Origin of the sequence: Sphingomonas cannabina (assembly GCF_021391395.1) — a bacterium.
Classification (GTDB): domain Bacteria; phylum Pseudomonadota; class Alphaproteobacteria; order Sphingomonadales; family Sphingomonadaceae; genus Sphingomonas; species Sphingomonas cannabina.
Genome location: NZ_CP090059.1, coordinates 2,017,398 through 2,036,592, shown reverse-complemented (window position 1 = coordinate 2,036,592; position 19,195 = coordinate 2,017,398). Strand labels below are relative to the sequence as shown.

The following is a 19,195-nucleotide window of genomic DNA, read 5'->3' as shown; positions in this document are numbered from 1 at the left end:
TCACTAGGCTGGCGCGATGTTTGAACTCAGCCAGCTTCGCTGCTTCGTCGCCGCCGCCGAGGAGCTCCACTTCGGCCGCGCGGCGCAGCGGCTCAACATGACCCAGTCGCCGCTCAGCCGGCAGATCCAGCTGCTCGAGCGCATCCTCGACGTGACGCTGCTGGAGCGCACAAGCCGGCAGGTCAGCCTGACCCCCGCCGGCCGCGTGTTCCTGATCGAGGCCAAGCGGATCGTCCGCCTCGCCGAAAGCGCGCAGCTCTCCGCCCGCCGCGTCGCGAAGGGCGATGCGGGCAAGGTCGCGATCGGCTTCACCGCCGTCTCGGGCTACAGCCTGGTGCCGCAGATCGTCGCCCAGGCCCGCGCCACGCTCCCCAACATCGAGCTGGAGCTGAGGGAGATGGTCACGACCGACCAGGTCGAGGCGCTGCTGACCGGCCTCATCGACATCGGCTTCGTCCGCCCTCCCGTCGACCGGCACGAGTTCGACACGCTATGCGTGCTACACGAGCCGCTGGTGGTCGCCCTCCCGGCCGGCGACGCCCGCCAGGCGCGAGCGGAGCTGGAGCTCGCCGATTTCGACGACGAGCCGCTCATCATGTACGCGCGCCAAGGGGCCGGATACTTCCACGCGATGCTTGTCCGCCTGTTCGACGAGGCCGGCGTGTCGCCGCTCTACGTGCAGCACGTGACGCAGATCCATTCGATGCTGGGGCTGGTCCATGCCGGGCTGGCGGCGGCGATCGTGCCGGAATCGGCATCGGGCCTGCATCTGATGGACGTCCAGTTCCGCCAACTCAGGACCACGCCCGCCCAGCCGGTCGAGCTGCACATGGCGTGGCGGCGCGACAACAGCAATCCGGCGCTGGAGGCAATGCGCAACCTTTGTCGCGAGGTCACCGGATGATCGATCGCCGCACCGTCATGGCCGGCCTCGCAGCCACGACGGCAATGGCCTCAATGCCGCCAGCCGGCGACCCCATCGCGGTCACGCGCGCCGGCCGCGTTCGCGGGCTGGTCGAGGACGGCGTGACGGTGTTCCGCGGCATCCGCTACGGCGCCGACACAGGGCCGCGCCGCTTCCGCCGCGCCGTGCCGCCCGCGCCATGGACCGGCATCGCCGACGCCACCCGCTACGGACCCGCCTCACCCCAGACGCGCGCCGACGAGCCGACCAGCGAGGACTGCCTGTTCCTCAACGTCTGGACACCCGCGCTCGACCGCGGCCGGCGGCCGGTGATGGTCTATTTCCATGGCGGCGCGCACAGCCACGGCTCGGGCTCCGACCCGCTCTACGACGGCGGCGCGCTGGTCCGCCGCGGCGACGTGGTGGTGGTGACGGTCAACCACCGGCTGGCGGGGCTCGGCTACGCCTATCTCGCCGCGCTGGGCGGCCCGGCGGAATCGGGGAACGTCGGCAATCTCGACCTCGTCCTCGCGCTGCAATGGGTGCGGGACAACATCGCCGGCTTCGGCGGCGATCCGGGGCGGGTGATGATCTTCGGCCAGTCGGGCGGCGGCGCCAAGGCGGTGACGCTGATGGCGATGCCCGAGGCGCGACCGCTGTTCCACCGCGTGGCGACGATGAGCGGCCAGCACGTCACCGCCGCCGGCCCCAACCACGCCACCGAACGCGCCCGCGCCTGGTTGGCCAAGGCCGGCGCACGGACCGTCGCCGAGCTGGCGGCGATGCCGGTCGAGCGCCTGGTCGAAGCGATGGCGATGACCGACCCGCTCGAGGGCAAGGGCGAGATCAGCTTCGTGTCGACACTCGACCATGGCGTGCTGCCGCGCCACCCCTTCTATCCCGATGCCCCGCGTGAGGCCGCGCACATCCCGCTGATCGTCGGCAACACCCATGACGAGACCGGAATATGGCTCGCCGAGACGCTGAAGCGCGGCGACACGACCTGGGAGAACCTGCCGGCCCGGCTGACGCGCGAGACGGTGAAGGACCTGTCGTCCGACTATGTCGTCCGCCGGTATCGCGAGCTCTATCCGGAGAAGACGCCGGGCCAGATCCTGCTCGCCGCCTCCACCGCCGGCCGGTCATGGCCGGGGCATCTGATCCAGGCCGAGGAGCGGGCGAGGATCGGCGCGCCGACCTGGATGTACCAGCTCGACTTCCCCTCGCCGGATGCGGGCGGCGTGCTCGGGGCATTCCACTCGCTCGACATCGGCCTGGTGTTCGACAACACCCGGCTGCCGACCGCACGCACCGGCGACGGCCCGGACGCGCGCCGGCTGGCGGGGCGCATGGCCGACGCCTTCATCGCCTTCGCGCGCACCGGCGACCCGAACTGCGCGAGCATCCCGACCTGGCCCCGCTTCGACCTGGAGCGGCGACCGACCATGATCTTCGACCGCGAGGTGCGGGTGGAGAATGATCCGCGGCGTGAGGAACGGCTGTTGTTCGCGGTCGCGCCCTACATCAAACCCGGCGGCTAGGCTTCACGCCCGATCCCACGGAAAGGCGAGCGCCGGACGATTGGCATAGCGTCGCATCGCGATCGCCAGCCGCGCGCCGCATCCCGGCTCCAACCGCAGCGTGAAGGCCGATCCACTCACGTCGATCCGCCGCCCGCCGACGATCACCGCTTCGATCCGGTGCTCGGCGTAGGCGCCGCCCTGCACCGTCACCGTCCTTGCCCGATGCCGGTCGAGATTGACCAGCGTCACTTCGGTAGACGCGTCGCCCAGCGCATGGACCAGCGCCGCCACGCCCTCGGGCACGCCCGCCCGCCGCCGCTCCGGGTCGAAATAGCGCAGCCGGCAGTGCAGCGGCACGCCGCCCTGCGGAGGCGAGGTGCGCGACCAGGGCGGGCGCGCGATGTGCAGCCCGCCGGTCATCGTCTGGATAAGGCTGGTGACGCTCGCCGGATTGATGTCGATCGGCCAGTCGGCGAGCCGCGTCGCCGGCGTGGTCCGGTCCTGCTCGCGCCGTTTCACTCGCTCGGCGACGCGGGCGAGGTCCGCATTGAGCGCCTCGATGGGATAGCCGGGATTGCGCCCTTCCAGGAAGGCGACCCAGGGATGATCGCCCGCCGCCTCGCGATCGACGGCGCTCTGCGTCACGTACCAGATCTCGAATCCGTTGGTCCGATAGGGTGCCGGCTTCCAGCCGTACCAGCCGTCTGCGCCGTGCATCGTCGGCACCGATAGCGTGCCTCCGACCATCCGAGCGAGACCGTTGAGTCGTGCGTTCTGCCGCCGCCACACCTCGATATAGGCGCCGTCACCGGTCAGCAGCGTGCCGTTCATGAAGGCGGTGATCGACCGCGGCACCCGATTGCGGTCCTCGCGCGCGCCGGTCTGCGGCACCACCGGTGAGAAGCCCCAGCCGTAGACGCCCTTCCACCAGCCCTCGCCTACCGTGCCGTCGAGCGCGACATGGCTCGGCACGATGTCGTTATTGGCCCGCGCCCGCTCCACCCAGGCGTCGAGATAGTCGAGCGCCCAGCGGCGGTAGTGCTCCCCTCCCCCCAGCGCATAGGCGTTGAGCCCCAGCGTCGTCGCCTGGAGGTTGAGCGGATTGTCGCCGATCACGTCGCCGTACTCGGCATAATGGTCGAGCGTCTGCCGATAGCTCGCCTCGCCATGCTCCATGTGGAAGGGCGCGGGATCGAACGGATCGCCCGCCCAGTCGAGCGGCGTCGCCCGGCGCAGCATCGGCCCGCGGCTGCCGTTCAGCAGGCTGCGGATCAGCCGGCGCTCGGGGTCGTAATTGGGTGCGGACGGATCGCGGCCGGTATAGAAATCGGCGTAGCGTCGCGTCCGCTCGGTCAGCCGGGCGTCGCGCGGCGAACTCAGTCCCATGCAATTGAAGGTGGTGAGCCCTTCGGCATTGTGCTGCCAGTCCATCTGCACCGGGAACTCGCGGAAATACATGCCCTCCCGCGCGATCGGCACGTCGATCGTCCGCGCTGCGGCATATTGCCTGAGGTGTCCCTCCCAGAAGCGGTGCGTGAGCTCCAGGATGCGATCCGATCCGCCAAGCGCGTGGAGGATCGCCCAGTCGTTGGTCGCCTCGGCCGCATCGTCGGGCCCGTCGTTCGCGCCCCAGCGCGCGAAGACGCGCAGCGCATCGTCGGCGTCGACATATTTGGCGTAGAAGGCTTCGCACGCCTCGGCATTCGCATCGAGCAGGCGGCGCTGGAGCACGGCCCAGTCGGGCACCGCCATCGGCGTCGAGACCGTCAGCGCCGGATTGGCCTTCCGCGCCGCCGCCGGCAGCGCCAGCGCCGCCGCGCCGCCCAGGAATGTCCGGCGATCGGTCTTCATCAGGCGAGTTCCAGCCGCCGGATCGGCCCCACGATCACGAGGAAGGCGAAGATGGTGAGCAGGCAATGCGCTCCGACGAACACCAGCGCCAGGTCGAACGACCCGGTCGCGGCGACGATGTAACCGACCACGATCGGCGTGACGATGCCGGCCATGTTGCCGAACATGTTGAACACGCCGCCCGACAGCCCGGCGAGCTGCCGCGGTGCGACGTCGGCCATCACCGCCCAGCCGAGCGAGGCGATCCCCTTGCCGAAGAATGCGACCGCCATCAGCGTCACCACCAGCCACTCGGCCTCGACCCAGACGCAGGCGATGATCAGCGTCGCCAGGATCATGCCGACCACCAGCGGTGCCTTGCGCGCGAGGTCGAGCGAGCCGGTGCGCTTGAGGATCAGATCGGACGCATAGCCGCCCGCCAGCCCGCCGACGAACCCGCACAGCGCCGGCGCCGCCGCGGCGAACCCCGCCTCCATAATGTTCAGCCCCCGCTCCTTGACCAGGTAGATCGGGAACCAGGTGACGAAGAAATAGGTCAGCACGTTGATGCAATATTGGCCGAGGTAGATGCCCAGCATCATCCGGCTGGCGAGCAGCTGGCGGACATTGGCCCATTCGAACGACGGCGCGCGCGTCGCGGCCTCGTCCTCCATCCGCACCAGCCCGCCGCCCGCCTCGATCGCGGCGAACTCGGCGGCGTTGATCGCCGGATGCCGCGCGGGGCTGTGGATGAAGCGGACGAAGACCCAGGCGGCGACCAGCCCCAACGCTCCCATCACCCAGAACACCGCGCGCCAGCCGAACGCATGGACCAGCCAGCCCATCAGCGGCGCGAAGGCGACGAGCGAGAAATATTGCGCCGAGTTGAAGATCGCCGACGCGGTACCGCGCTCGGGTGCCGGGAACCAGGCGGCGACCAGCCGCGCGTTGCCAGGAAAGGACGGCGCCTCCGCCAGCCCCACCAGGAAACGCAGGGCGAACAGCATCGCCACCGCAGAAATGCCGGGGATCAGCCCGGCAAGCCCCTGGCTCGCGGTGAACAGCGACCAGATCGCGATCGCGCCGGCATAGATGCGCTTGGTCCCGAACCGATCGAGCAGCGCCCCGCCAGGGATCTGCGCCAGCGCATAGGCCCAGGCGAAGGCTGACAGGATATAGCCGGTCGCCACGGGCGACAGGCCGAGCTCGGCCGAGGCCGCGCTCCCCGCGATCGAGAAAGTCGCGCGATCGGCATAGTTGATCGAGGTGATGATGAAGATCAGCGCGATGATCCAGTAGCGCACGCGGGTCGGGCGCGCCGTCACGGTCTGATCGGCCTCTATTCCTGCCTCGCTGGTCACGCCGCTCTCCCTGTCGCCGCTGCGCCCGTCTCCCGGGGCGCTGCGTCTGGTTCAGTAGCCCCGATGCTAGGCGTCCGGCGAAGCGCGGTCCAAGTCCAAAACGGGGATGATCGAGCCACGGCTTGGCATGATCGCGGCACCTGCCGTCTCGGTGCCGCCTCGTTCGGTGCGCGTCGTGCATCGATCGATGCCGTAATCAGGTTGGCCATCGCCGCCGCGCCAGGGCTAACCACCCTCGACGCCAAGCGGCTCTGCACGAAGCCGCAATCATACAGAGAGGGGATTCGGCCGCCATGTCAGCCATTCGTCGCATCAAACCCATATTGGCGGCCTCGACCGCGCTGGTCGCATTCGCAGCGCTGCCGGCACAGGCGCAGCAGGCGGAGGATGCCCCACCAGCAGCGATCGATAACGAGCAGCAGGATATCGTCGTCACCGGCTTCCGCGAGAGCCTGAACAGCGCGCTCAGCATCAAGCGCACCTCGACCGGGACGATCGATGCGATCAAGGCCGAGGACGTCGCCGAGTTCCCCGACCTCAACCTGGCGGAATCGCTTCAGCGCATTCCCGGCGTCGCGATCAGCCGCGTCAACGGCGAGGGCCGCAACATCTCCGTCCGCGGCCTCGGACCCGAATACACCCGCGTCCGCATCAACGGGATGGAGGCGATTGGCACGACCGGCGGCACCGACAATTCGGGCGGCGTCAACCGCGGCCGCGGATTCGACTTCAACATCTTCTCGTCCGACCTGTTCAACAGTCTCGCCGTCCGCAAGACCGCGAGCGCGGACGTCGAGGAGGGATCGCTCGGCGCCACGGTCGACCTCCAGACCGCCCGCCCCTTCGACTTCAAGAAGCCGACCGTCTCGCTGTCGGCGCAGGCGAGCTACAACGACCTGCGCGAGAAGGTGACGCCACGCTTCTCCGGACTCGTCTCGACCTCCACCGCCGACGGCCGCTTCGGCGTGCTGCTGTCGGTCGCCTATGAGGAGCGCGCGCTCAAGGAGGAAGGCGCCAACATCACGCGCTGGACCTATGGCGGCTTCAACGGCGGGTTCAACGCCGCCTCGACGCTGCCGGGCTATACGATCGCCCAGATCAACAACAGCGACCCCGCGACCGCGCTCTACCACCCCCGCATCCCGGGCCTGGTCAGCTACGACATCTTCCAGAAGCGCCTCGGCGCTGCGGGATCGATCCAGTTCCAGCCGACCGACCGGACGCTGATCTCGATCGACGCGCTCTATTCGCGCCTCGACGGCACCCGCAAGGAAGCGCAGTTCCAGGCGATCAGCTTCAGCCGCGGCGGCTCCGGCAAACCCCAGACGATCATCCGCGACGGCGTGGTCGAGGGCAACAACATCGTCAGCGGCACCTTCGACAACGTCGATCTGCGCACCCAGTCGCGCTACGACGAGCTCGAGACCGATTTCTACCAGGTCACCGCGACGCTCGACCAGAAGTTCGGCGAGAATTTCAAGGTCGGCGCGGTGGTGGGCTATGCCGATTCGTCGTTCAGCAACCCCATCCAGACCACCGTCACGATGGACGCGGCGAACACGTCAAACTTCTTCTACGATTTCTCCAGCCGCTTCCCGGTGATCAAGCCGGGCGTCGACGTGACCAATCCCGGAACCTTCGCCTTCACCAACGGCACGTCGGAGGTCCGCATTCGGCCGCAGACGGTCGACAACCGCTTCACCAACGCCAAGGCCTTCGCCGAATGGACGGTGAGCCCGCTCGCCAAGCTCAAGGCCGGCGTCGACTGGCGCAAGTTCGAATACAGCTCGACCGAACGCCGCCGCCTCCAGGGCGAGACGGTGGTCCAGACGCTGACCCCGGCACAGCTCGCCGCGGCAACAACGGTGTTCTCGGGCTTCGGCAAAGGGCTCGATGTGCCTGCGGGGACGATCACATCCTGGGCCGTGCCCGATCTCGCCAAGTTCGCCGCGCTCTACGGCATCTATTCCAACCCGCTCTATGCGACCGGCGGCGTCGAGAACGCCTCGGCGCGCGGTTCCTACATTACCGTCGAGGAGAAGGATCTCGGCGTCTGGGGCATGGCGGAATTCAATTTCGCCGATGTCGGCCTGCCTATCCGCGGCGACGTCGGCGTGCGCTACGTCAACACCGATCAGGTCTCGACCGGCTATGCGAGCCAGGGCGGCACCTTCAACTTGGTGACCGCCGACCGCAGCTACCACCGCTGGCTGCCGTCGGTGAATCTGGTCGTGGACGTGACCGACAAGCTGCTCGTCCGCTTCGGCACGGCCAAGACGCTGGCGCGCGCCGGCATCGCGTCGATCACGCCGGGCGGCAACCTCAGCGTGTCGGGCGGCAACCGCACCTTCAGCCGCGGCAACCCGGACCTGATGCCGACCAGTTCGACCAACTACGACGTGTCGATCGAATGGTATCCGATGCGCGGCGCGATCTATGCGGTGTCGGGTTTCCAGAAGGACATCGGCACATTCGTCCAGACGCTGTCGGACGACGTGCCCTTCCGCGACCTCGGCCTCCCGGATTCGCTGCTCGACGGGACGACGGCCAGGCCGACCGACAGCTTCATCGTCAGCCAGCCGGTCAACTCGAATGGCGGCCGCCTGCGTGGCTTCGAGGTCAACGTGCAGCAGCCGCTGAGCTTCCTGCCGGGCATCCTCTCGAACTTCGGCATTCTCGCCAACTATACCTATGTCGACTCGAACATCGAATATCTGACCAATTCGGCCGGCACCGACTCCGTTCGTGCGTCGCTCATCGGCCTGTCGAAGCACGCCGCCAACGGCACGCTCTATTTCGAGACCAAGAAATTCTCGATCCGCGGCTCCGTCGCCTACCGGTCAAAGTATCTGACGGCGGTGCCGGGGACCGAGGGCAACAGCTACAACGGCACCAACTCGACGACCAACGTCGATGCGCAGATGTCGTACAACGTGACCGACCGCCTGAAGCTGAGCCTGGAAGCCATCAACCTCACCGACCAGGTCAACGACCAGTTCGTGGACGCATCCAACCGCCTCAACGTCCTGACGCACAGCGGCCGCCAGTTCTTCCTCGGCGCGCGCTACGCCTTCTGAGTCCCTCCTCCCAGGACGGATGACCTCGGCTGCCTTGCGGTGGCCGGGGTCCTTTTTATGGAATCGTGCTCCTGCGAAGGCAGGAGCCCTGGATCGCCGGGGATCGCTTGCGGTCAAGGCTCCTGCCTTCGCAGGAGCACTTACGCTGCTTCAGACAGACTCAGTGATTGTCGCGCGGCAATCCTCGCGTCTGGGCGATGCGCTGGTATTTTTCCGCGCCTTCCAGGATCGCACCGGAGCTCATCTGCCCGACTAGCGCGCGCTGGATCTCCTGCCAGGGCGTCTGCGACGGCGGATAGGAATAGCCGCCGGCCTCCTCGAGTGCGCGACGCCGCTCCGCCAGTTCTGCATTGGGAATCAGCACGTCGCAGGTGCCGCGGCGCAGGTCGATGCGGACGCGGTCGCCGGTCCTCAGCAGCGCGAGCCCGCCGCCGACGGCGGCCTCCGGGGAAGCGTTGAGGATCGACGGCGATCCTGACGTTCCCGACTGGCGCCCGTCGCCGATGCAGGGGAGCGCATGGATGCCCTCGCGGATCAGATAGGCGGGAGGGCGCATGTTGACGACCTCGGCCGCGCCCGGATAGCCGACCGGCCCCGCGCCGCGCATGAACAGCAGGGTATCGGGGGTGATGTCGAGCGCGGGATCGTCGATCCGCGCGTGATAATCCTCCGGTCCGTCGAAGACGACGGCGGGGCCCTCGAACGCATCGGGATCGTCGGGGTTGGAGAGATAACGTTCGCGAAACTCGGGCCCGATCACGCTGGTCTTCATGACCGCCGCGTCGAAGAGATTGCCCTTGAGCACGATGAAGCCCGCGTCCTCGACCAGCGGCGCCTCGAACGGGCGGATGACCCGTTCGTCCTCGATCGCCGCGCCGCGACAATTGTCGCCCATGGTGCGACCGTTCACCGTCATCGCGCCTTCGTGGATCAACCCGTGGCGGATCAGCTGGCCGACCACCGCGGGCACGCCGCCCGCGCGGTAATAATCCTCGCCCAGATACTCGCCCGCGGGCTGGAGATTGACCAGCAGCGGCACCTTGTGCCCCCGCTCCTGCCAGGTCTCGATCGGCAGGTCGACGCCGACGTGCCGCGCGATCGCAGCGAGATGGATCGGCGCGTTGGTCGAGCCGCCGATCGCCGAATTGACGACGATCGCGTTCTCGAATGCCTCGCGGGTCAGGATGTCGGAGGGTTTCAGATCCTCGTGAACCATCGCGACGATGCGCTTCCCCGTCCGCCACGCGACCTCCTGACGGTCGCGATAGGGCGCCGGGATCGCCGCCGAGCCGGGCAGCATCATGCCCAGCGCCTCGGCGAGGCTGTTCATCGTCGTCGCCGTGCCCATCGTGTTGCAATAGCCGGTCGACGGCGCCGACGAGGCGACGAGCGCGATGAAGCCTTCGTCATCGATCTCACCTGCAGCAAGCATCTGCCGCGCCTTCCACACGATCGTGCCGGAGCCGGTCCGCTCGCCCTTGTGCCAGCCGTTGAGCATCGGCCCGACCGACAGCGCGATGGCGGGAATGTTGACGGTCGCCGCCGCCATCAGCAGCGCCGGCGTCGTCTTGTCGCAGCCGGTGGTCAGCACGACCCCGTCGAGCGGATAACCGTAGAGCGCCTCGACTAGCCCCAGATAGGTAAGATTGCGGTCGAGCCCCGCGGTCGGGCGCTTGCCCGTCTCCTGGATCGGATGGACGGGGAATTCGATCGCGATGCCGCCCGCCTCGCGGATGCCCTCCCGCACCCGCTCGGCCAGGACGAGATGATGGCGGTTGCAGGGCGAGAGGTCGCTGCCGGTCTGGGCAATGCCGATGATGGGCTTGCCCGAGCGCAGCTCCTCCAGGCTGAGGCCATAATTGAGATACCGCTCCAGATAGAGCGACGTCATGTCGATGTTGGCAGGATTGTCGAACCACGCGCGGCTGCGCAGTTTCGGGGTTGGCGTATCGGCCATGATGTCGATCGGTTCTCTCTAAGCTCAGCGTGCGACTGACACGCGGTAGATCATACGGTGGCGATAGGGCTTGCCGGGCGCGACGCGCGCCGAACCGAAGGCGGGCTGGTTGGGCGTGTCTGGAAAGACCTGCGGCTCAAGCGCGATGCCGTCGCCCATACGGTAGAGATGCCCGCCCTTGCCGATGAGCGTGCCGTCCAGGAAATTCCCGGTATAGACCTGGATGCCGGGCTGGTCCGACAGCACCTCCAGCACGCGGCCCGAGGCGGGGTCCTCGATCCGGGCGGCGAGCTTGGGCTCGGCCGTCTTGCCTGCGTCGAGCACGAAATTATGGTCGTAGCCGCGTCCCATCACGATCTGCGGATCGCGGCCATCGCGAATGCCGTCCTCGATGACGCGGCCCTGGGTGAAGTCGAAGACCGTGCCGGCGACGGGCTTCAGCTCGCCGGTCGGGATCAGCGCGGCGTTGACGGGGGTGTAGCGGCTGGCCGGGATCGTCATCCGGTGCTGGAGGATGCCGCCGGGCGCCCCCTCTCCGGCCATGTTGAAGAGTGCGTGATTGGTAAGGTTGACGACGGTCGGCGCATCGCTCTTCGCGTCATAGTCGATCGTCAGGCTGCCCTTGTCGTCGAGCGTGAAGGTGGTCGTCACCTCCAGCTTGCCGGGATAGCCCTGATCGCCCGCCGGGCTGGTCAGCGCCATCGTCACGCTCGCCTCGGGCCCATTTTTCACCGCGACGATCCGCCACACCCGCTTGTCGAAGCCGATCGTGCCGCCGTGAAGCGAGTTGGCCTTGTCGTTCTGGGTCAGCTGATAGCTTTTGCCGTCGAGCGTGAAGCGGCCGCCGGCGATCCGGTTCGCATAGCGCCCGATCGTCTGGCCCCAGTAATTGGGGTGGTCGATATAGCTCTGGAGATCATCATAGCCGAGCGTCACGTCGACGCTCTTGCCGTCGCGGCCGGGCGCGTTCAGCGCCTGCAGCGTCGCGCCATAGGTGATGATGCGCGCCGAAACGCCATTCGTCCCGGTGAGCGTCACCGCCTCGATCACTGTTCCGTCCGCGAGCTTGCCGAAGGCGGAACGCTCGGCGGTGGCGGCATGGGCGCTGGTCGAGGCGAGCAGCGCCGCCGCGAGCGGCACGACGCCGAACAGCCCGACTGTCGCGGTTTTGAACGATGCCATCATCCCCTCCCGATTGACCTGCCCGTTCTCTAGTTTAAACTCAGACAAATTGTAAAGGAGAGTCCGCGCCGTCCGGGCGGACACACGGGAGGGGTATTCCATGCCTGCCGCATTCGGTTCCAACAACGCGCTCCCCGGCGCGGCGTCCACCGGCGCCACCACCTATCGCGGCGCGCTGACGCTGTTGGCAACGCTGTTCTTTATGTGGGGTTTCATCACCGTCATCAACGGAACGTTGTTGCCGCATCTCAAGAGCGTATTCGACCTCAACTACACCCAGACCCTGTTGTTCGAATTCGTGTGGTTCATCGCCTATTTCGTCGCCTCGATTCCCTCGGCCAAGCTGATCGAGCGGATCGGCTACAAGAAGGCGATGGTGATCGGCCTCGCGATCATGGGGGTCGGTGCGTTGGGAATGATCATCGCAGCGCGGATTCCCTCCTACGGCGTCACGATGGGGGCGCTGTTCGTAATCGCAAGCGGCATCACGCTGCTTCAGGTCGCCGCCAATCCCTATGTCGCGGTGGTCGGACCGCCGGAGACCGCGCCATCGCGGCTCAACCTCGTCCAGGCATTCAACTCGCTCGGCACTACGCTGGCGCCGCTGTTCGGCGGCTATCTGATCCTCGGCCGCTCGACCTCGGGCACCACGACCGATCCCAGCAAGCTTACCGCCGTCGAGCGACTCGCCGACGCGCAGTCGGTCCAGCTTCCCTACCTCATCGTCGCGGCGGTGCTGGTGGTGCTGGCAGTGGTGATCGCGCGCTATCGCCTGCCCGATATGGGCGCCGCCACTCGCCGCGTCGCCGCCGAGGAGCGCCGCAAGCATTCGTTGTGGAAGCACCGCAACCTGGTGTTCGGCGTACCGGCGATCTTCATCTACCTGATCGCCGAGATCGGCGTCGGCAATGTGTTCATCAATTTCATCAGCCAGCCCGACATCGGCAACCTCACCCATGAGCAGGCGTCGCACTATCTGTTCCTCTTGTGGGGCGGAATGATGGTTGGCCGGTTCGTCGGCAGCTTCGTGATGCGCTCGGTCGATGCCGGCCTGGTCCTCGCCGTGGCGAGCGCGGCCGCCTTCGCGGTGATGCTGATCGCGACCTTCGCCAGTGGACAACCGGCGATGTGGGCGCTGATCTCGGTCGGGCTGTTCCACTCGATCATGTTCCCGACCATCTTCACGCTCGGCATCCGCGGCCTCGGCCCGCTCACCGAAGAGGGCTCGGGCCTGCTGATCATGGCGATCGCCGGGGGGGCACTGGTGATCGTGCAGGGCTGGCTCGCCGACCGTTACGGGCTCCAGACCTCGTTCCTGCTGACCGCGGCGTGCGAGCTCTATGTCCTGTTCTACGCTGTCTGGGGATCGAAGCCGGTCGTCTCGGGCGGGGAGCAGCCGATCGAAGACCAGCAGCTCAGCTGATACGCCGCGCGTGACCACCAGGAGTTAGTTCATGACGATTTCGTTGATTCAGTACCGCACCACCGACGGCTCGCGCGGCGTGGCGGCGATCCGCGACGGCGGAGCGCCGGCCGTGGTGCCGGGTGCGGGCTCGACGCTCGACCTCGCGCGCCGGGCGCTTGCCGAGGGCACGACGCTCGCCGCGCTGGTCGGGGCCGCGGGCGAAGGACCGGCGCTCGACCTCGCGTCGGTCGAGCTCCTCGCGCCGATCGACCATCAGGACCCCGCCCATCTGCTGCTGACCGGCACCGGGCTCACCCATCTCGGCTCGGCCGAGGGACGCGACAAGATGCACCGGGCGATGACCGACGCCGCGCAGCAGACCGATTCGATGAAGATGTTCCTGATGGGCGTCGAGGGCGGCAAGCCCGCGAGCGGCCCCGGCGTCCAGCCCGAATGGTTCTACAAGGGCGACGGTTCGCAGCTGGTCGCGCCGGACGCGCCGCTGCCCTCCCCCGCCTTCGCGCTCGACGCGGGTGAGGAGCCGGAGATCGCCGGCATCTACCTGATCGCCGACGACGGCACGCCGGTCCGCCTCGGCTATGCGCTCGCCAACGAATTCTCCGACCATGTCACCGAGCGCGGCAATTACCTGTGGCTGGCGCATTCGAAGATCCGGCCCGCGGCGCTGGGCCCCGAACTGCTGCTCGGCGACCTGCCGCCGCATGTCGAGGGGACGAGCCGCATCGTCCGGGGTGGCGAGACGATCTGGGAAAAGCCGTTCGTCTCCGGCGAGGCGAACATGTCGCACAGCCTCGCCAACCTCGAGCACCATCATTTCAAATACGACCTGTTCCGCCGGCCCGGCGACGTCCACGTCCATTTCTTCGGCACGGCGACGCTTTCGTTCAGCGACGAGGTGCGGACGCAGCCGGGCGACGTGTTCGAGATCGCCGCCGCGCCCTTTTCGTTGCCGGTGCGCAATCCGATCGGACAGGCTGCCGCGATGACGGTCGCGGTGCGGGCGCTGTAACGCGTGTCGGCGGCGACAAGTCGGACAATTAGGATCGATCTACGGCCCCCGCTACTTATCTCAGCCCCTCCCCTTCAGGGGAGGGGTTGGGGGTGGGGCAGTGCGGCAGGCCCTATCGCTTGAGGCCAGACCCCACCCCAACCCCTCCCCTGAAGGGGAGGGGCTTGAATCATGGCCGTCGAATGACGCGACGCGGTCAGCGGGCCATCGAGGTCCGCGTATCCTCGAGCGCGAGATCAACCAGCACCCGCATCGCGTCCCGCGCGGCGTCGGCGTCCTGCGCCGCGATCGCGTCGTACACGCGCGCATGATCCGGGATCGGGTTGCGCGGCAGCTCGCGCAGGCGCTGCTTGAACTGCGTCGTCCAGTTGACCGCGGCGCCGATGCTCGCGGACAGGGCAACGAGCGTCTCGTTGTGCGTCGCGCGCAGGATCGCATGGTGGAAGTCGCGGTCGGCGGCACGCCCCTGCTCGGTCGCGAGCGTGTGGCGCCGCATCGCGGCGAGCGCATCCTTCATCGCCTTGAGCTCGGCACGGTCGCGGCGCGTGGCGGCCAGCGCCGCACAGGCGGGCTCGACGATCGCGCGCAGCTCGAACAGCGAGCGGACATAGTGGATGTCGGGCTCGCCGGTGAAGGCCCAGGCGAGGACGTCGGGATCGAGCAGGTTCCAACGCTCGCGCGGGAGCACGCGCGTGCCCGCCTTGGGCCGGCTCTCGACCAGTCCCTTGGCGACCAGCACCCGCACCGCCTCGCGATAGGCGCTGCGCGACACGTCGAGCGCCTCGGAGAAGGCGATCTCACCCGACAGCGTGTCGCCCGGCGCATAGACCCCGGAGACGATGTCGATCCCGAGCTTGTGCGCGATCGCACCGTGCAGCCGCCGCCCCGTCCCGCGCGGCTGGCGTCCGTTGGCGGTTTCGCGCTCCGACGCCCCGTTCGGGCGCGCTTGATCCGTCATCGCCATCCTCCCGAGCTGACTCTTATCAACGTGACCGACGACTTCAAACGACGATTGCGTTTTGGAGAAGAATATGTCTGAGTATAAAGAATGTCCATGGCGGTGGTGCCGCACGGATCACGGCGAAACAGGGAGGATGCGATGAAGCTTCGGGTCATGACGGCGTTCGGCATATTGGCGGCGGCGGTTGCTGTTCCGGGCGCGGCGCCCGCGCAGACGCAGGCCACCGCGGTGGTCCGCGCCGACACGCCCGGGCCCGTCTACGATCGCCGCATCTTCACCCAGTTCGCCGAGCATCTCGGCAAGGGCATCTACGACGGCCTGTGGGTCGGGCCCGATTCACCGATCCCCAACACGCGCGGCTTCCGCAACGACGTGATCGCGGCGCTCAAGCAGCTCGGCGTCCCGGTGATCCGCTGGCCGGGCGGCTGCTTCGCCGACGAATATCATTGGCGCGAAGGCATCGGGCCGAAGACGAAGCGCCCGGTCAAGATCAACACCCATTGGGGCGGCGTCACCGAGCCCAACACGGTCGGCACCCACGAGTTCATGGACCTGGTCGAGCAGGTCGGCGCCGAGCCCTATGTCTCGGGCAACGTCGGCAACGGCAGCCCGCAGGAAATGGCCGAGTGGGTCGAATATATGACCGCACCGGCCGGCAGCCTCGCCGACGAGCGCGCTGCCAACGGCCATAAGGCCCCCTGGGCGCTCCCCTATTTCGGGATCGGCAACGAGCTGTGGGGCTGCGGCGGCAACATGCGCGCCGAATACGCCGCCGACGTGACGCGCCGCTACGCGACCTTCGTCAAGGCGCCGGCGGGTACGCGCATCCTCAAGATCGCCTCGGGCGCGAACGTCGACGACTATAAGTGGACCGAGACGATGATCCGCGAGGCGAAGGGCCAGGTCGATGGCCTCTCGCTCCACTATTATACCGTGCCGGGCAGCTGGCCGCCGCGCGCCAACTCCAGCGACTTTGGCGAGGACGGCTGGGCGGAGACGATGAGCCTGGCGCTGCGGATGGACGAGCTCGTCACCAAACATTCGGCGATCATGGACAAGTACGATCCCGAGAAGCGCATCTTCCTCGCCGTCGACGAATGGGGCACCTGGTACGCGTCCGATCCGGGCACCAATCCGGGCTTCCTGCGCCAGCACAATACATTGCGCGACGCGCTGGTCGCCGCCGTCCACCTCAACATCTTCGCCAAGCACGCCGACCGCGTGAAGATGAGCGCGATCGCGCAGATGGTGAACGTGCTGCAGGCGATGATCCTGACCGACGGGGCGAAGATCGCGCTCACGCCGACCTATCAGGTCTTCATGATGTACAAGCCGTACATGGACGCCACCGTCCTGCCGATCACGGTCGAGGCGCCGGCCTATACGCGAGGCCAATGGTCGATGCCCTCGGTCAGCGCTTCGGCAGTGCGCGACAAGGCGGGTGTCGTCCACGTCGCGCTCGCCAACCTCGATCCCAACAAGACGGCGACGGTCACGACGACGCTCACCGGCCTCTCCGCGCGGACGGTGAGCGGGCAGGTGCTGACCGCGCCGACGATGACCGCGACCAACGGTTATGGCGTCGCTCCCACCGTCGCACCGGTGCGGTTCACCGGCGCCAAGCTGGCCGGGGGCAAGCTGACGGCGACGCTGCCGGCGAAATCGGTCGTCATGCTCGAGCTGCGCTGACGGGCATCGGGGCGTGGCCGTGCAACCGAGGATCGTGGCGGCTACCCTCGCTCTCCTGCTCGCCACGGCGGCAGGGGCGCAGGGTGGCCCGGCCACGCTCAACGATCGGCTGACGGGCGACCTCGTCCCGACGCACGATCCGGTGCTGATCCGCGAAGGCGGCACCTATTACGTGTTCAGCACCGGCGGCGATGGCGGCCGCTTCATCCGCTCGCGCACGTCGACGGACCTCGTGCACTGGACCGCCGGCCGGCCGCTGATCGACCGCATCCCCGATTGGGCGCTGAAGGCGGTTCCGGGCGCGAAGGACATGTGGGCGCCCGATATCTCCCATGTGAACGGCCGCTACCGCCTCTATTATTCGGTCTCCACCTTCGGTTCGAACCGGTCGGCGATCGGGCTGTTCACCAGCCCGACGCTCGATCCCGCCGCACCCGGCTACGGCTGGCGTGACGAGGGGCTGGTGGTGATGTCGACCGAAAAGGACGACTTCAACGCGATCGACCCCAATTTCGTCATCGACCGCGAGGGGCGCCACTGGCTGGCGCTCGGCAGCTTCTGGTCGGGGATCAAGCTCTTCGCGCTCGATCCCAAGACCGGCAAGCTGCTCCATCCCGGCGAAAAGCCCCATTCGCTCGCGCGCCGCCCAGCGCCCGCCGGGGCGCCCGACCCGGTCGAGGCGCCGTTCATCATCGCGCACGGCGGCTATTACTGGCTGATCGCCAGCTACGATTATTGCTGCAAGGGCGTGAACAGCACCTACTACACCGTCATCGGCCGATCGCGGGCGATCACCGGCCCCTATCTGGGCAAGGATGGCAGCGCGATGATGAATGGCGGCGGCACGATCCTGCTGCGCGCCGACCTGCCCGAGAAGCAGCGCTTCCGCGGTCCCGGCCATGCCGGCGTGATGCACGACCGCGGCACCGACTATCTCGTCTATCACGCCTATGATCGCGAGAACAAAGGCGCCCCCACGCTCCGGATCGCCCCGATCCGCTGGGGCGCGGACGGCTGGCCGCAAGCTGAGGACTGATTCCCATGAACCTGCTTTCCCGTCGCACCTTCGTCGCCGGCGTCGCAGCCGCGAGCGCTGCCCCGCTCCTTGCGAAGCAGACGGCGGCACCGACGATCGTCAATCCGGTGGTGCGGCAGCGCGCCGACGCGCAGGTGTTCCGCCACACCGACGGCTGGTATTACATGACCGGCTCGGTCCCCGAGTACGACCGCCTGGTGCTGCGCCGCTCGCGGACGCTCGCGGGGCTCGCCACGGCCAAGGAGGCGGTGCTGTGGCGCCATCTCGACAGCGGGCCGATGTCGGGCTTCATCTGGGCGCCCGAGCTGCACCTCATCGACGGGCGCTGGATCATGTACTTCGCCGCGGGCCCCAGCGGCGGCGGCGAGGACGTGTTCCGCATCCGCACCTATGCGATCGTCTGCGACGGCGCGGACCCGATGACCGGAACATGGTCGGTGCTGGGTCAGCTCCAGACGCCGTGGGACAGCTTCAACCTCGATTCGACCAGCTTCGTCCACCGGGGCACGCGCTACCTCGCCTGGGCGCAGCGCGAGCCGGGGATCGACACCAATTCGAACCTCTACATCGCCCCGCTTGCGACCCCGCTTACGCTGGCGGCGAAGCCGGCGCGCCTGTCGGTGCCGACGCTCGACTGGGAGATCCAGGGCTTCAAGGTCAACGAAGCCCCCGCGCTGCTCGCGCGCAACGGCCGGCTGTTCATGACCTATTCGGCGAGCGCAACCGACGCGCGCTATTGCATGGGGCTGCTCACGGCGCGCGACGACGCCGACATCATGGACCCCGCCGCCTGGACCAAGTCGCAGGTCCCGGTGTTCAAATCGTCGCCGGAACACAAGGTGTTCGGCCCCGGCCACAACAGCTTCACCGTCGACGAGCGCGGCCGCGACATGCTGGTCTACCACGCGCGCGACTATGAGAAGATCGTGGGCGACCCGCTGTTCGATCCCAACCGCCACACGCGGATCCAGCCGATCCGCTACCGCCCGGACGGGACGCCGGATTTCGGCCTGCCGGTCGCCAATGGGCCGCTGCCGCGCGCCTAGCGAAGCGGATTACGGGAATCCGTCACCCCATCGTCACCCCGGACTTGTTCCGGAGTCCACCGGGCAACCGAGTGCAGGTTTCGCGCATCCATCCGAAACCTTGAGCCGCGGTTCCTTGCGGAGGGGTGGATGCCGGAACAAGTCCGGCATGACGATACGGATTGTTGTAATCGTTATAGTCCGACAACCGATCG

Annotated in this window: 12 protein-coding genes and 1 pseudogene; 8 read left to right on the top strand and 5 right to left on the bottom strand. The window is 67.7% G+C overall.

Annotation, left to right across the window (positions count from 1 at the left end):
- The first annotated feature begins 16 nt into the window (after window positions 1-16).
- Together LZK98_RS09720 and LZK98_RS09715 are read left to right on the top strand one after the other, a co-directional pair.
- The gene (locus tag LZK98_RS09720; protein WP_233786336.1) at window positions 17-904 is read left to right on the top strand and encodes a LysR substrate-binding domain-containing protein; all 888 of its coding nucleotides are present in this window, start codon (window positions 17-19) and stop codon (window positions 902-904) included.
- Window positions 901-2,445 carry a carboxylesterase/lipase family protein gene (locus LZK98_RS09715; RefSeq protein ID WP_233786335.1) on the top strand — a complete coding sequence of 515 codons (1,545 nt, stop codon included), beginning with the start codon at window positions 901-903 and terminating at the stop codon, window positions 2,443-2,445. The genes LZK98_RS09720 and LZK98_RS09715 overlap by 4 nt, the downstream gene beginning before the upstream one ends.
- A gap of 3 nt (window positions 2,446-2,448) precedes the next feature.
- On the opposite strand, the gene LZK98_RS09710 is transcribed toward LZK98_RS09715, so the two are convergent.
- The gene (locus LZK98_RS09710) at window positions 2,449-4,278 is read right to left on the bottom strand and encodes a hypothetical protein (RefSeq protein WP_233786334.1); all 1,830 of its coding nucleotides are present in this window, start codon (window positions 4,276-4,278) and stop codon (window positions 2,449-2,451) included.
- Window positions 4,278-5,618 carry an MFS transporter gene (locus LZK98_RS09705; protein WP_319937554.1) on the bottom strand — a complete coding sequence of 447 codons (1,341 nt, stop codon included), beginning with the start codon at window positions 5,616-5,618 and terminating at the stop codon, window positions 4,278-4,280. The genes LZK98_RS09710 and LZK98_RS09705 overlap by 1 nt, the downstream gene beginning before the upstream one ends.
- 293 nt (window positions 5,619-5,911) lie before the next feature.
- On the opposite strand from LZK98_RS09705, the gene LZK98_RS09700 reads away from it, so the two are divergent.
- Window positions 5,912-8,695 carry a TonB-dependent receptor gene (locus tag LZK98_RS09700; RefSeq protein WP_233786333.1) on the top strand — a complete coding sequence of 928 codons (2,784 nt, stop codon included), beginning with the start codon at window positions 5,912-5,914 and terminating at the stop codon, window positions 8,693-8,695.
- A gap of 160 nt (window positions 8,696-8,855) precedes the next feature.
- Here LZK98_RS09700 and LZK98_RS09695 read toward each other — a convergent pair whose 3' ends face one another.
- Both LZK98_RS09695 and LZK98_RS09690 read right to left on the bottom strand, forming a co-directional pair.
- The gene (locus LZK98_RS09695; protein WP_233786332.1) at window positions 8,856-10,652 is read right to left on the bottom strand and encodes an IlvD/Edd family dehydratase; all 1,797 of its coding nucleotides are present in this window, start codon (window positions 10,650-10,652) and stop codon (window positions 8,856-8,858) included.
- 24 nt (window positions 10,653-10,676) lie between these two features.
- Window positions 10,677-11,834: an aldose epimerase family protein gene (locus LZK98_RS09690; RefSeq protein ID WP_233786331.1), complete on the bottom strand. Its 1,158-nt coding sequence runs from the start codon at window positions 11,832-11,834 to the stop codon at window positions 10,677-10,679.
- Window positions 11,835-11,934: 100 nt separating this feature from the next.
- Here LZK98_RS09690 and LZK98_RS09685 point away from each other — a divergent pair, with 100 nt between their 5' ends.
- Together LZK98_RS09685 and araD1 are read left to right on the top strand one after the other, a co-directional pair.
- Window positions 11,935-13,257 (top strand): sugar MFS transporter, encoded by a 1,323-nt coding sequence (locus LZK98_RS09685; protein ID WP_233786330.1) that lies wholly within the window; start codon window positions 11,935-11,937, stop codon window positions 13,255-13,257.
- A gap of 31 nt (window positions 13,258-13,288) precedes the next feature.
- On the top strand, window positions 13,289-14,269 hold the full coding sequence (araD1, locus tag LZK98_RS09680) for an AraD1 family protein (RefSeq protein WP_233786329.1): 981 nt from the start codon (window positions 13,289-13,291) through the stop codon (window positions 14,267-14,269).
- Between the two features lie 196 nt (window positions 14,270-14,465).
- Here araD1 and LZK98_RS09675 read toward each other — a convergent pair whose 3' ends face one another.
- Window positions 14,466-15,227 carry a FadR/GntR family transcriptional regulator gene (locus tag LZK98_RS09675; RefSeq protein ID WP_233786328.1) on the bottom strand — a complete coding sequence of 254 codons (762 nt, stop codon included), beginning with the start codon at window positions 15,225-15,227 and terminating at the stop codon, window positions 14,466-14,468.
- A 141-nt stretch (window positions 15,228-15,368) separates the two neighbouring features.
- Here LZK98_RS09675 and LZK98_RS09670 point away from each other — a divergent pair, with 141 nt between their 5' ends.
- The 3 genes and pseudogenes from LZK98_RS09670 to LZK98_RS09660 all read left to right on the top strand — a co-directional run.
- Entirely contained in the window at window positions 15,369-16,919 is a 1,551-nt protein-coding gene (locus LZK98_RS09670) for an alpha-N-arabinofuranosidase (protein ID WP_233786327.1), read from the top strand.
- Window positions 16,920-16,938: 19 nt separating this feature from the next.
- Window positions 16,939-17,955: an arabinan endo-1,5-alpha-L-arabinosidase gene (locus LZK98_RS09665; protein WP_406694118.1), complete on the top strand. Its 1,017-nt coding sequence runs from the start codon at window positions 16,939-16,941 to the stop codon at window positions 17,953-17,955.
- A gap of 5 nt (window positions 17,956-17,960) precedes the next feature.
- Window positions 17,961-18,992 (top strand): annotated as a pseudogene (locus LZK98_RS09660) (glycoside hydrolase family 43 protein); the annotation flags it as partial.
- Between the last annotated feature and the right edge of the window lie 203 nt (window positions 18,993-19,195).

Coding starts and splice junctions, on each gene's coding strand:
- LZK98_RS09720 (WP_233786336.1), top strand. CDS start 17: ATGTTTGAACTCAGCCAGCTTCGCTGCTTCGTCGCCGCCGCCGAGGAG.
- LZK98_RS09715 (WP_233786335.1), top strand. CDS start 901: ATGATCGATCGCCGCACCGTCATGGCCGGCCTCGCAGCCACGACGGCA.
- LZK98_RS09710 (WP_233786334.1), bottom strand. CDS start 4,278: ATGAAGACCGATCGCCGGACATTCCTGGGCGGCGCGGCGGCGCTGGCG.
- LZK98_RS09700 (WP_233786333.1), top strand. CDS start 5,912: ATGTCAGCCATTCGTCGCATCAAACCCATATTGGCGGCCTCGACCGCG.
- LZK98_RS09695 (WP_233786332.1), bottom strand. CDS start 10,652: ATGGCCGATACGCCAACCCCGAAACTGCGCAGCCGCGCGTGGTTCGAC.
- LZK98_RS09690 (WP_233786331.1), bottom strand. CDS start 11,834: ATGGCATCGTTCAAAACCGCGACAGTCGGGCTGTTCGGCGTCGTGCCG.
- LZK98_RS09685 (WP_233786330.1), top strand. CDS start 11,935: ATGCCTGCCGCATTCGGTTCCAACAACGCGCTCCCCGGCGCGGCGTCC.
- araD1 (WP_233786329.1), top strand. CDS start 13,289: ATGACGATTTCGTTGATTCAGTACCGCACCACCGACGGCTCGCGCGGC.
- LZK98_RS09675 (WP_233786328.1), bottom strand. CDS start 15,227: ATGACGGATCAAGCGCGCCCGAACGGGGCGTCGGAGCGCGAAACCGCC.
- LZK98_RS09670 (WP_233786327.1), top strand. CDS start 15,369: ATGAAGCTTCGGGTCATGACGGCGTTCGGCATATTGGCGGCGGCGGTT.